Here is a 13,002-nt window from a genome sequence, read left to right on the forward strand (position 1 = left end):
TTCGCGATCTCCCACAGTCCGTCCGGAACAATCCAACTCCATGTACCCCGCCCCATACCGAGGTCAACGAGGCCTCACCACGTAGGACACGGTCTTAAGCGGGTAACGCGGGTTCGAATCCCGCCGTCGGCGCCAGCCGGTGTCGTCCAGCGGCCCAGGACGCCTACAGTGCGCCGCCGCCGACCCTGAACTCTGCACACTGAAGGCACGAGTTGCCCGCCACGGGGGAGTTGGGGCGGGCAGCCCTGCTCGGCGGGCCCGCCGCCCGCTCGATCGTAACGGGCAGCGACCCGGCTGATCACGACACGGTGAGCTCTCCCGCCAGCGGCCCCGTCCGTAACGCCCCTGCTGCCACAGCTCTCGGCTCTCCTCATCCGCGTGCCTCACCGCCACGCCCCCCCGTTCCGGGCGGGCGCGTTGTTCCATCATGATTCGGGGTCCACCCGCGCATCTCGGGCAGGCATCTACACCACGAGTGCTGACAGGTGCTGGGCAACACGGCGTGTGACCGCCCCACCCTCACTGCCAGCGTCATCTCGGGTCGTAGCGCATGCGTCGTCAGGTCCGTACGCTCATCGGCCATTCACTGGTTCGGGGCGGTCAGCGTTTGATGCGGGGCGTCGAGGGTGGGTTCGAGGAGGCGGGAGGTCATCTCGATGTAGGTGCCGGCGGTGGTGAGGTTCTGGCCGCTGGAGCGGAAACGACGGAGTTGACGGCGACCCGGGTGGCTTTCTCGCCCTCCCCGGTGATGCGTTTCCTCCAGCTGCCGTGCAGGGCAGGGTTGAGGCTGATCTTGCTGCCGTTCAGGGTGCCGGTGGTGGCGGGGTCGGGGTCGTGGGTGGGCAGGCCGAAGCTCATGAGGAGCAGGACGGTGAGGGACATGGTGGCGAGCAGCCGGCCGGTGGCGCGGGAGGCGCGCAGGCCGTAGCCGGACAACAGCTTCGTAAGAAAAGGACTGGGGGCGATTAAGGTCTTTGCCTTGGAGCGGCTAACACAATGAGCTGGATCGGTCCGGTTGGCCGTGTACGAAGCGGGAGTTAGGCGTTCGGGTTGTGTGGGTTGTGCGCCGTGGATCGTGTCCGATGAGCTGTGGGAGCGGAGGGAGACATAATGAACGCGGAGCTAGGGGAGCCGAAGCGCGAGTACGTCGGCTTTATTCGGATCGCTGGCCAACCGGAAATTCAATTGCGGCTGATGGCTTCGTCGTCGAGTGAAGCCCGAGCAATCGTCATCGAGCAGTACGGCGAGGGGCACGTGATCTCGATATGGAGTGAAGAAGACGCCAGACGTCCCAGGTAGACTCACCTCGAATTCTTCGAGGTTCTCTCGACGGCGCGACTGAACGGCTCTGGGTTACAGCAAGGCCAGTGCGGCGTACGTCCCGTGTGGTCAGTCGGGCGAGCTTCTTCCTGCCTAGCCCGGGGGATGAGACTGGAGGGGTGTGTCGAATGCCTCGAAGGCCGTGTCTAAAACTGACGATCACCGTTGACACCTGGGTCTCCAGTCACTACGGAGATCCGCATGCCGAAGTCCACTCCCACCACCCCGCCGCTTGACCGTGAGGCCAAGCGGCGGGGTGGAGGAGGACGACGGCCGTGTGCATGCTGATGAAGGGCGGCTCCGGCGGCGGGGGGACAGGCGTACTCACGTGCGCTCCAGCGGTTGTTGGCGATGATGTCCTCCGCTCATACGTCGCGGTCGGACCGGCACCCCACGGCTGATTTCTGCGCTGCGACCCGCCCGAAAAAGATCTTGAAGAAGTCCGCGGGGTGCCCGGCGGCGGGAGACGTACAAGGGGTCGTCTCGGTGTTCTGACGCACCGGTTCGGAAGCTTGCGACGGGCCGGGGCGGCAGGGGACGGAGCCGACCCCGTGCTGTTCGGGGCGGCGGCGACAAGCGGCGAGCAGGCTGAGCGTGCTGGTTCTTCCTGTCCCGCCGCCGGCCTGCAAGACGAGATGGTGGCCGGCCCGGAAGGCATCGATGGCGCAGGCCTGTTCGTCGGTGGGTGTGTGCAACAAGGGCTCCGCGGAAGTGAAGAGGGAACGAGGGGATGTCGGCAACCGTCGCGTCGGCAGGACGCCGCCCCGCGTGGGCCGCGTCCTCGTCACTGGGGAGGCCTTCAACCGCCCCGCGCACCACAAGAAAGGCACCAAGCCCAGGCGCATCCGCACCGCGCTGCCAGATGAGACACCTATGACCGAGTAGCTACGGCAGCGATGCCACATGCCCGAAGCTTCCGGGCCAGGAACTCCATCTCAGGAAGAGTCCCCGAGTAGTCACCGCTCAGCACGCGGCGCAGCACAGCCTTGGCGCTGACCAGGTCAATGCCGAGTGCAGTTCGTAGCACCCGCATGATCACCACACTCTTCGCCGACGGACTGATCACCTGCAGCCTCGCTGGTCCGTACTCGGAGAGCATCTGATCCCGCCCCTCGCTCGGCAGGTCCCCACCACACACGGCGACCGCGAAGCCGCAGGCGACACACGTTGACTCGGCATCCCACCGCAAGTGGCCGTCCACGAGGGCCTGGACACCAGAGCACTCCAGCTCCGCACCGCAGTCCTGACACATCGCGGAGTACCTGACGGATTCGAAAACGGCCTGCTCCATCCCCACCCCCTGTCGGGACGAGATTAAATGACAAGATGAAAGAGCGTTGTGTCCCGGCGAGGTTGTTTGGTGGGGCTTCGGGGGGACGAGTCGGCCTGCGACTGCTGAGGCGAGAGTGGTCAGTGCGGGATGTGCGACAGGAGACTCCGTACCTCCGCCCGTTTGAGCCGAGTCGCTCCTGTCTGATCTCAAAGCGCCCCCGGTTGACGCTGTTTGCGCCCTGGGGACGCGTCGTGCCCGACGGTACTACCGGAACATGACACGACACCGCCTGTATCCCAGCGATCTCTCCGACGCCCGCTGGGAGTTGATCGGTCCCACGCTCACTGCCTGGCGGGCCGAGCGGAGAGGCAACGGCCTGGACATCGGGCGTCCGCCCGAGCACGACCTGCGCCGCCATCATGGATGCCATCCTCTACGTCGACCGCACCGGGATCCCCTGGCGCTACCTCCCGCACGACTTCCCACCGTGGGAGACGATCTACGGCTACTTCGCCGGCTGGCAGAAAGAAGGGATCTTCGACCAGCTCAACGGCCTGCTGCGGCGCCTGGTCCGTGAGGCCGAGGGCCGGGATTCCGAGCCGAGCGCCTGCGTGCTGGACGCCCAGAGCATCAAGACCTCCGCCAACGTGCCAGCGGCCGGCCAGAGCATCGACGCAGGCAAGAAAATCGCAGGCCGCAAGCGCCACCTCGGTGTCGACACCCTCGGCCTGCCGCTGGCCGGCTGGGTGACCGCCGCCAGCATCTCCGACAACGCAGGCGGCAGCCACCTGCTCTCGCGGATCGCCACCACAAGCCCTCGAGTGACCAAAGCGTGGGCCGACACCGGCTATCGCACCAAAGCCATCGACCACGGAGCCCGCCTCGGCATCGACGTCGAGGTCGTCCAACGCGACCCCGGCACCAAAGGGTTCAAGGTGATCCCCCGACGCTGGGTGGTCGAGCGAACCTTCGGCTGGCTGACGCACCACCGCCGACTCGCCCGTGACTACGAGACCCACCCTCACCGCTCCGAAGCCATAATCCACGTCGCGATGATCGACCTCATAACCCGCAGGCTCACACGCGAATCCACCCCGAACTGGCGCGACACCTGAACCTCGAACCAAACAATCTCGCCGGGACAAAACGCTCTTTTAGTGGACCGGAGCCCCCGCAGGAACAGGGTAGGGGTCCTGGTGTTGATCGTTCTCACCAGAGTCGTTATCACCTGCCGCACCTACTTCGGATTCGGCCCTGACAGCACCTCGAGCGCAGGCGGGGACGGGACCTCAGCGTCGCTGTCTCATCCTCCCAGGCATCACGCACCGTTCCGGCGGCTGTTCTGTGCCGTCGAGCCTTCACCGAATGCGAGCGATTCCAAATGCAGTTGTTCAATCGGCGGGGGGCGCAAGGTGCCAAGAGTGAACTCGTTGGGGGTTATCTGCGCTCAGGACTTCGGTCAGACTCAGCCCATGGGAGAGGACGCCCGATGGTCGCTGGACGATGACTGGCACTGGCAGATGCAATGTGCATGAGCTCATGATGCGTTGCTGCGTGGCACGGACTCGTGGGTGCCTCCTGTCGAGGAGGAACTGGTGCTGGCCGCCCGGGCGAGCGCGTTGAGCCAGTGGTATCCATCCACCAGTCACAACTACCTCCGGTTCTTGGACGGTCCTGCGCCCTGGGTGCCGGGTGGGCGCGACGATGTGAGATACCTGCCGGGATGTATCTCGTTCGCGAAGGAGGGGGCGGACGGCAGCGCCGTCTTCAGGGTCTGGAGCGGAGTTCTGTTGGGAACTCCTGATCCGGTGCTCGTGCTGGCCACCCCGAAGGCCGTGGTCGCTGTTGAGGCCCTGGTGGAGGTACTGACTACCGACAGCTGAGTCCCGCAACGAGTTGGGAGTTCGGGCGTGTGCGGCGGTGTCGTCAGGCGTTGAGGACGGCCGGTGTTCGCCGAGACCCTTCGCCCGCGCAGGCTGCGGGCGGCCGGGTGCAAGAGAGCGTTGACACTCCGAAGTCGGCAGCGCGGGCGGCACACGCGTGCTGCTCGTGCAGCGGGAGATGGGCTGGTAAGCGGTAAGCGACCCTGATCCCGCTGAACGGAAGTGGCGGCGGCGCTTACGCCCGCGCGGGAGAGCTCCCCTCTGATCGTCTGGCCGTCAGAGCGCAGCTGCGCCATCCGGCACTGGACCATCGTGCCGACCATGGCCGGGTGGTCGGCCATTCAGTCGGTCCGGGTTACGGGTACGGTCTCAGATGCAAGTCGTGACCGGTCGCCTTCCTGATCCGACGTGAGCGATGGGGTCCATCGGCCTTCAGGGTCGCCCCATGCTGCCGGGACTCGTGAGTGAGAGCCATAAGGAAATAAAGGGCAGGATGGGACCATGACCGAGATCCACACACCCCGTCTTCTCCTGCGTCGCTGGCTGGATGACGACCTAGTCCCCCTGTCCGAGATCCACGCCGACCCGGCCGTGATGCGGTGGGTCGGCGATGGTGCGCCGCGCTCCCTTGAGGAGACCTCCCAGGACATCGAGGCCTGGGAGGAGGAGTGGGACGAGGAGGGTTTCGGGATCTTCGCCGTCGAACTCCTCGGATCCGGGGAGCTGGCCGGAGCGGTCGGCCTGTACCTCGCCGACTCCCCGCCCGCCGTCGCGGACCAGGTGGCGATCGGCTGGCGGCTCGGGCGTCAGTACTGGGGGCAGGGCTACGCGTCGGAGGCGGCCCAGGCCACGCTTGAGTTCGCCCTCCAGGACCGCGGTCTGGACCGGGTTGTCGCCGTGTGCCGTACCAGCGACACCGCGTCCGCAAACGTGCTGGACAAACTCGGCATGCGTGCGACGGGCACGGCGCAAGACCCGGACACGGGTCACGACCTGCGGGTGTACGGGATCGATCTCACAGAGTACGAGGCCTAACTACAGCCAGAGGTGGTCACCGTAGTCGTCGCCCCATGAGGCAGCTCGACGCTCGCGGCGGCCAGGGCGCAGCGCCATCTCGGGCGGTGCGCGGCGAGCCCACTGCCGGAACTCGCTCGCTGCCCTCCTGCACGGCATCTGATCCGTGACCGAAAGGCAGGCCGGGCGCCAATCCGCAGGAGTGGCACGCTGCCCGGTAGGGGACTGCCGTGTGCGTGGCTACCCTAGAGGACACCGAGGTGGTGTCCGGGCCGCCAGACGTCTCAGGACGCCTCTCGGATGGCGGTCCATCCAGCCTTGTTGAACACAGCATCGCCCGGCGCCACCATCTGCGGTTTCGTCTGCCCCTGGGTCTCCTGGATGGCACGGGACGTCACCGTAGGAGACGGTCTCCAGGCGTCGCCCTCGAGTTGTGACAGTGCGGGGCGTTGGTGACGCCATGAGGCGCGAACCGCTCGAACGGCTACTGGCCGGCTGGTGGCCGGTAGGGGAGGACCACTGGCTGCTTGGTGTCGGCCGGGTGGTGCTGGGGGAGTGCCTCCCGCAGGGGGGAGGGCAGGGGGCAGGGCGGGGGCCCGGAAAGCGGTTGTGTGCCGGGGGTGGTCTGGAACACGGAGCGAGATGCGGTTTCGGCGGGGAGGTCCTGGTCTGTAGGGTCTGCGCGACGGCTTGCCTTCATGGTCGGTCCCTTGTGTGGGAGGGCCGGCTCCCGCCGGTGTGACAGCCAGGTGCTGCCCGGTGCGGGAGCGGGCCGCCGGCGTCCCGGCGGTCCGGTGCCGGCCGTCAGTGTGTACATCGCGGAGGGTCCCATGTCTGTTCACGCCGCCTGGCTGGACGTGCCTCACGGGCGGTGGCCTTTCGTGGGGCGTGAGGCGCAGACGGCGATGCTCCGGGCTGCGTGGGACGATCCCGAGTGCCGCGGGGTGATCGTCTACGGGGAGGCGGGGGTGGGGAAGAGCCGCTTGGCCGAGCGGTTCTGGGAGGACCTGGTGGCAGGTGGTTTCCGGGGTGGCAGGGCGGTGGCCACCGCGGCGGCGGCTACGATTCCTCTGGGTGCGGTCGCGCATCTGCTGGCGCCGGGTCTCGATCTGTCGGACCCTCCTGCCGCTTTCCGGGCAGCGGTCCGCGCCTTCGAAGCAGAGGGGTGCGGCCGCTTCGTCATGCTCGTCGACGACTTCCACCATCTGGACGCGGCTTCGGTGGCGTTGGTGGTGCAGCTGGTGACGGCGGGGATGATGTTTCTCGTGGCGACTGTCCGCTCGGGCCATGCGGCTGTCGACGCCGTACGGGCTCTGGACCAGGGCGACCGGATGCGAAGAATCGACCTGCCGCTGCTTGGGCCCCTGGAGAGCGAGGCCGTGCTCTGTTGCGTCCTCGGCGCCAGTGTTGAGCGCCGGTCGGCCCTTGATCTGCACCGGGCCAGCGACGGCAATCTGCTCTTCCTCAGGGAACTGGTGCTTGGCGCGCTGGAACGAGGCGACCTGGCCTGCCACGGCGAGCTGTGGCGGCTGTCAGGTCCGCCGGTCGGCACCCGATGGTTGAGGGAGCGGATCGAGGACAGACTCGCGACCGTTGATGCGCTCGGCCGCCATGTTCTGCAACTGCTGGCCCTTGCCGAGCCGCTCAGCGTGAACGACCTCACCGCCCAGGTGCCTGCCACCACGGTGGCCGGGCTGGAGGCGGCCGACCTGATCCACGTCCAGGTAGACGGTCGGCGCACCAGCGTGACGCTCGCGCACCCCCTGTACGGCGAGGTCATCAGCGCAAAGCTGCCCGTCGTCGCACGTCGCAGCCTGCTGCACGGTCTGCTGAAGAACCTGCAGTCCCGGGGGACACGCCGACGACAGGACGCCCTGCGGATGGCGTCCTGGCAGCTCGCGGCGACCGGGTCCGCGGACCCTGAGCTGATCATCCTGGCGGCCGGGCTCGCCCGCCACGGGCACGACTACGAGCACGTACTGACGCTGCTGCAAGCGCTGCCCGACACACACCGGTCGCTCTCCACCCGGATCCTCGAAGGAGAGGCCCACTACCAGTTGGGCCGCCTGAGCGAGGCCGAGCAGATGCTCTCGCACGCCTACGCTGTGGCCCGCACCGACGAGGAGCGAATGATCATCACGGTGGAGCGCACACAAAATCTGCTGTGGGGCGCGGGAAAGGTCGAGGAGGCGCTCAAGGCCCATACCCAGGGGCGCGCCGTGATCAGCGATCCCCGTCTGCTTGCCGCCCTGGACGTCGACCAGGGGGCGATCCATGTCATCGGCGGACAGCCGCAGGCTGGGCTGGACCTGCTGCGGGCGGTGGAGGACGTGGCGGACGACCGGGTGCGCACCTACGGGCTTGCGATGAAGGTGCTGGGGCTTGGGTTCACCGGCCGCACGGCCGAGGCCATCGCGGTGGGGCAGTTTGCCTACGAGGAACATGTGCGTGCCAGCACACACGTCGTGATCCAGCACCCTTCGGCGTCGCTGGCCGTTCTGTCCCTGGCGTATGCGGCGGCCGGTGACCTTGAGAATGCCCGGTGCACCGCGGAGCGCGGTCACGCGAGCGCGGCCGAGGCCGGCGCGACCCAGCCGGCCGCCTGGCTGGCGTGCGGGCTTGGACGTATCCACTGGCTGGCCGGCCGGGCGGTGGACTCCCGGCGCTGGTTCGGCGAGGCGTTCACCGTCGCCCGTCAGCAAAACGTCCCTATCCTGCTGCGGCTCGCCGCGTCCGGACTGGCCGCCGCGGCAGTCCTCACCGGTGACACCAAGACCGCGCAGTTTGTCCTTGCGGATTTCGAAACCTATCCGGACTTTCCCCTCCTGGCTGGGGAGGACGCCCTGGGACGCGCCTGGCTGCTGGCAGCCAAGGGCGACTTGGTGGCCAGCCGTGAGGTCGTGCTCCAGGCAGCCGCCCGGGCCCGCGCCGCCGAACACAGCAGCTCGGAGATGCTCTTGCTGACCGAGGCGGCACGGCTCGGCGGCGCCCGGCAGGTCCGCGAACGCCTCGCCGAGCTGGCGGCCCGCTGTGACGGGTCCTTTGCCGGCGCGCGGGCCGACCTGGTCGCCGCCATGGCCGACCGAGACGCCGAAGCGCTGCTCGTGGTGGCCGAACGGCTGGACGCCATCGGGGCTCACCTGCTGGCGGCCGAGGCGACGGCCGACGCGGCCGGCATTCTTCGCGGCAGCGGCGCGGTGCGGGCGGCCACGGCGGCGCAGACGCGGGCGAGCCGGCTCACCCGGAACTGCCAGGGCGCCGTCACCCCGCTGCTGGCGCTCACCTGCGCGCCCACACCCCTGACGCAGCGGGAATCGGAGATCGCCCTGCTCGCCGCGTCCGGCCTGTCGAGCAAGGAGATAGCCGGCCGGCTGACCGTCTCCGTGCGCACGGTGGACAACCACTTGCGCCAGGTCTTCACCAAACTGGGCATCACCAGCCGCCGTGAGCTGCCCGACGCATTGAGGCGCCAGTGAGCCACCGGGCTCCCGGCGGGAGGTGCCGGCGGCTCACGTCACCCGACCGTCCACTTTGAGCAGTGACTACTCAGGATGAGTGCTGCCGGCGACTGCCAGGCTGGGCGCGGCCCCGTGAATTGACCGGGGTTGGTGTCGAGGAAAGGCAGAACTGGGCTGTGAAGCGCTGGTCCGTGCCCGGTTTCACCGTGATGCGCAAGCCGGTCACCGGGGGCAGTAGACGTGTGGTGTTGGCCGTCGGGACGGCCTGGGGCATGCCTGGCGCGGTTACGTACCTCAAACGAGCGGCTGACGGGGGACACCCGCTTCCTCCAAGACTTCCCGGCCGAGGCTCGCTGCTCAGGGAGGTCGACTCCCCGCATGGGGCGCGCCTGCACCGGTACGTGGCAGACCCCGCACGGTGCCGCCATGGTGCTGGACCTGGTGGACGGGCTCTTCCTGCGGGAGCTGCGAGGAGGAAGACGCTGACGCCCGTAGCGGCGCCGCCCGTCCTCAAAGGCGGTCCGGCGGCGCTCGGATCGGGAACGTGGTGGGCGCTGCCCGGCGACGCCCGCTGAAAGTCGGCGATCACGGCTACCACGGTGCGGCCCGGCGGGTACGTCCGGTGACCTGCGCGGAACCACTGCCGACCTGGTCGGCGAAGAGCACCTCATCGCCCGGGGCCACCCTGCTCGTCGTCACCCGCCTGGACGCCGGCGGACCAGCCGCGGGCGTTCGAGCTCGACACCCCAGACGACGCCGGCGCTGAGCTGCAGCCCTTGAGCCACCGGCCCGCTCTCGCGCGGGCCCCTGGGAGGCGTGCCTCCCCACAAGTCCCCGCCCCAGAGCATTCGCTCACCATCACGTCTACCGGCAGTCCGCCGAATCGAGGTTCCGTCATGTCTGCCCGTCTGATCGGGGCTCTGGTCCCCGTTGCGCTGCTGGCGATCGCTGCGGTGGGCACCTGGTGGGCGCTGCGCCAGGAGCGTCGCCGGCCCTCGTCGTACACCCGCCGCGGGGTGCCGGTTCATCTGAGTGGTGAGCCGTCGCCAGAGTGGCGGCAGATGTCCACGAAGGAGCAGGACGCGGACGACACTGCGGTGCCGGACGCCGCCGAGTCCGCCGAGGCGATGGCGGCTCGGTTGGCGCAGGCCGCAGAGCGCGACACCCTGTTTCGCCCCTGATCGTCCATCCCCATCCCCTTTCCCTGCCCTGTGCAGGGGGGCGCCGCTGCGGCGGGCCGTACCGGGCGACTGGTCCGAGGCGGAGCCTTGTTTCCAGGCCGGGCACCTCGCCACACTGCGGCTGCACAACGGCGGCTCCCACTACAGGGCGAGTCGGGTGGTCGTAGTCGCCTCCCACTGGCCGCACAAGGACCGCTTCCCGACCCCATCTGCGCGCGGCGCTGGCCGACGCCCCGGCGCGCCCCACCTCACAACGGCTCACACCATGAGGTGGATGGTCCTGAACACCGTGTCTGAGGCGGGAGTTGAGCGCTCGGTTCGATGCGGGGGCGGCGCCGTGGATCGTGTCCGGTGAGCTGTGGGAGCGCCTGGAGCCGCTGCTGCCCCAGCATGAGCGGCGCTTTCGTTACTCGAACACGATGACGTACGCCCCAACCCGCCCCAAGGTCCAGGTGCAGATCTAGTCCACGATTGGCCCAGCTAGTCACTCTTCAAATGGACCACATGTCCGGGCCACTGGCTGCATAGGCTCGACACCGATGCGGCTGAGACCACAAGCGACCTCTGGAGGGGATCCCAAGGTCGACACTGGTGTCTGTTTGGGTTTTCGGCCCGTGCCCTTCCGGTCGGCCGGACTGAGTGAGAGGACAGGGATCTGCTGTGAAGGCGTGCGGTGTGTCGGGGGTCGAGAAGGAAGTCGCCCTGCTGGAGTTGCCGGAACCGTCGTCTCCCGGGCCCGGTCAGGTCGTGGTGGCGGTTGAGGCGGCCGGGGTCGGTCCGTGGGACGAACTGCTCAACGGCGCCGGTTGGGACGTGGGGCTGCGCCCTCCGGCGGCGTTGGGAGTGGAGGGTGCGGGCAAGGTGGTGGCCGTCGGTGCGGGTGTCACCGGGTTGGCGGTGGGCGACCGGGTGCTCGCGCACGAGGCCCCGCTGCCCGGGGGAAGCGGTTTTTGGGCCGAACGCGTTCTGATCACCGCGGATCACGCGGCAGTCTGTCCACCCGGGCTGGACGCCGTGCACGCGGCGGCGCTGCCGGTCAACGGGCTCACCGCGTTGCAGGCCCTGGAGAAGCTGGACCTCGGCCGAGGACAGCGGCTTTTGATCACCAACGGAGGCGGGGCCACCGGAGCCCTGGCCATCCAGCTCGCCGCGGCCCAGGGCATCGAGGTGACCGCGACCGCGTCTGCTGCCGCCGTGGAGCGCCTGCTCGGTCTGGGAGCGGTGGAGGTCGTCGACTACCACGAGCCGAACTGGCCGGCCAGGGTACGCGGCGGGTTCGACGCCGCCCTCATCATCGCCGCCGGCACGGCGGACGCCGCCCTGCCTTTGGTGCGCGACGGCGGCCGACTGTGCTCCCTGACCTCGGACGCGCCTGCGGAGGAACGAGGCATCACCAGTTGGGACCTCTACCTCGAGCCCAACGCCGCGCAGCTGGTCCAGCTGGCGGAGCAGGCCGCCGCGGGAACCTTGAAACTCGCACCAAAACCCCTGCCGCTGAGCGAGGGACCGGCTGCGTTCGCCCGGGTGGTCACCGGACGGGCCGGCGGTAAGAAGATCGTGCTCACCCGAGCATGACCCGACCGGGCACCGCCTCCCGAGGCTGGGCCACGGTGCCCGCCAGACGCGATCGAGAAGCCGTCAGGCCGAGGGTGGGCGAGCGAGGAGGTGCTGGCGAGGTCTGCTCACGCCGGGGCCGCGCCGCGGCCGCCACGCCAGGACGCAACCCACACCGCCAAGGACTCGCAGAAAAAACAACACGCGGGTTCCGGTTCTGGGGCTCGCCGTTGTGATATCAGTCCCACGAAACCGCAGGTCACAGGGATGCTCCTCGAGTAGGCGCGGAGAGGTGCACGCCTTGCCGCACGGGAACTGGCAGCAGGTCGGCGCCGCTACCCCCGCATCAACCAGCCCCGGAAATCGGCGTGTTGTTTTTTCTGCGAGTCCTAAGGCGGCGGTTCTTCTCGTGTCGGACGCCGACTTCGGGCGGGACAGTCGCTGAGGTCCCTGCGGCTGGTCGGCCGTCCGTCCGGCTCTTCCTCATCGAGGCCCGCAAGAAGCCGACCCGCGCGGCCCGTGCTCGCGGCGTCAAGGTCGTCGGCGATTCCTTCCCTGCCCCTCCGCCGTGGATCTGGTTGTCCTCTGCAGGGGTGAAGCAGGGTGTTCGCCGGGGCCGCCGGTTGCGTCGGGGGTCGGACGCCGAGGGGGCGGTGTCAGGCCGTGTACTGGTATGCCGGGTGGGTCGGGTATCCCGCGTCGCCGCCCTGGTGGTACGTGGCCTCGTCGACGGCAGCCGGCGGTACTGCGGTGCGTAGCCGCTCGATCAGGTCGGGGTTGGAGATGAAGGCGCGGCCGGAACTGATGAGCTCGGACCCTGGGTCGAGCCAGTGGTCGGCCTCGTCCCGGCCGGTGTGCTTCGGTCCCATCGGGAGCACCGGGTTCATGTTCAGGGTGCCCGGCCGTGCGCGGCGCGGGCCGGCCGGCACCTCCTCCTCGGCGGTGGCTTCGAGGTGGATGTGGGCCGGCCCGAGGCGGGACGGTTCGGTCAGTAGCGCGGTGGAGAGCTCGGGGACGTCGCTCTCCTCGACTCCCCAGAAGGTCACGCCTGGGGGCAGACGGCTTCCGGTCCTGCCCGCGCCGACGGCCTCGGCTGTTGCGGACACCGTCTCGACGGCGAAGTGGATGCGGTTGCTCACCGAGCCTCCGTAGCGGTCGGTGCGCAGGTTGGCGTTGGAGGAGAGGAACGGCGAGATGAGATGGCCGTTGGCGCCGTGCAGCTCCACGCTGTCGAAGCCGGCGTCGATGGTGCGGCGGCCCGCCTGAGCGTAGGACTCGGCGGGGGTTCCGTGGGTGTGGGGCTTGGCTAGTGGCTAAGC

Annotated in this window: 7 protein-coding genes and 3 pseudogenes; 8 read left to right on the plus strand and 2 right to left on the minus strand. The window is 68.7% G+C overall.

The window, feature by feature from the left end; all coding sequences use genetic code 11:
- Positions 1 to 648 precede the first annotated feature (648 nt).
- Positions 649 to 936 carry a hypothetical protein gene (locus AC07CM_RS44140; RefSeq protein ID WP_478882208.1) on the minus strand — a complete coding sequence of 96 codons (288 nt, stop codon included), beginning with the start codon at positions 934 to 936 and terminating at the stop codon, positions 649 to 651.
- 174 nt (positions 937 to 1,110) lie between these two features.
- Between AC07CM_RS44140 and AC07CM_RS44145 the strand changes: the two genes are divergently transcribed.
- From AC07CM_RS44145 to AC07CM_RS44180, 8 genes and pseudogenes are all read left to right on the plus strand, one after another.
- Positions 1,111 to 1,299: a hypothetical protein gene (locus AC07CM_RS44145; protein ID WP_478882209.1), complete on the plus strand. Its 189-nt coding sequence runs from the start codon at positions 1,111 to 1,113 to the stop codon at positions 1,297 to 1,299.
- A gap of 1,568 nt (positions 1,300 to 2,867) precedes the next feature.
- Positions 2,868 to 3,708: pseudogene (locus tag AC07CM_RS44150) on the plus strand (IS5 family transposase).
- A gap of 456 nt (positions 3,709 to 4,164) precedes the next feature.
- Positions 4,165 to 4,476 carry a hypothetical protein gene (locus AC07CM_RS44155; protein WP_478882210.1) on the plus strand — a complete coding sequence of 104 codons (312 nt, stop codon included), beginning with the start codon at positions 4,165 to 4,167 and terminating at the stop codon, positions 4,474 to 4,476.
- A 501-nt stretch (positions 4,477 to 4,977) separates the two neighbouring features.
- Positions 4,978 to 5,511, plus strand: a complete 534-nt coding sequence (locus AC07CM_RS44160; RefSeq protein WP_478882211.1) for a GNAT family N-acetyltransferase — start codon at positions 4,978 to 4,980, stop codon at positions 5,509 to 5,511.
- Positions 5,512 to 6,320: 809 nt separating this feature from the next.
- Positions 6,321 to 8,966 carry a helix-turn-helix transcriptional regulator gene (locus AC07CM_RS44165; protein WP_478882212.1) on the plus strand — a complete coding sequence of 882 codons (2,646 nt, stop codon included), beginning with the start codon at positions 6,321 to 6,323 and terminating at the stop codon, positions 8,964 to 8,966.
- Between the two features lie 878 nt (positions 8,967 to 9,844).
- Positions 9,845 to 10,129, plus strand: coding sequence for a hypothetical protein (locus tag AC07CM_RS44170; RefSeq protein ID WP_478882213.1), 285 nt, complete (start codon positions 9,845 to 9,847; stop codon positions 10,127 to 10,129).
- Between the two features lie 293 nt (positions 10,130 to 10,422).
- A pseudogene (locus tag AC07CM_RS44175) lies at positions 10,423 to 10,539 on the plus strand (IS5/IS1182 family transposase); the annotation flags it as partial.
- Positions 10,540 to 10,804: 265 nt separating this feature from the next.
- Positions 10,805 to 11,704 (plus strand): alcohol dehydrogenase catalytic domain-containing protein, encoded by a 900-nt coding sequence (locus tag AC07CM_RS44180; RefSeq protein WP_478882214.1) that lies wholly within the window; start codon positions 10,805 to 10,807, stop codon positions 11,702 to 11,704.
- Positions 11,705 to 12,339: 635 nt separating this feature from the next.
- Here AC07CM_RS44180 and AC07CM_RS44185 read toward each other — a convergent pair.
- Positions 12,340 to 12,963, minus strand: a pseudogene (locus AC07CM_RS44185) (oxidoreductase); the annotation flags it as partial.
- Positions 12,964 to 13,002: the final 39 nt, after the last annotated feature.

The organism is Streptomyces sp. NPDC044061, assembly GCF_056434305.1.

What these genes read in the sequence shown, in the direction of transcription:
- AC07CM_RS44160 (WP_478882211.1), top strand. Translation starts at nt 4,978, where the DNA reads ATGACCGAGATCCACACACCCCGTCTTCTCCTGCGTCGCTGGCTGGAT.
- AC07CM_RS44170 (WP_478882213.1), top strand. Translation starts at nt 9,845, where the DNA reads ATGTCTGCCCGTCTGATCGGGGCTCTGGTCCCCGTTGCGCTGCTGGCG.
- AC07CM_RS44145 (WP_478882209.1), top strand. Translation starts at nt 1,111, where the DNA reads ATGAACGCGGAGCTAGGGGAGCCGAAGCGCGAGTACGTCGGCTTTATT.
- AC07CM_RS44165 (WP_478882212.1), top strand. Translation starts at nt 6,321, where the DNA reads ATGTCTGTTCACGCCGCCTGGCTGGACGTGCCTCACGGGCGGTGGCCT.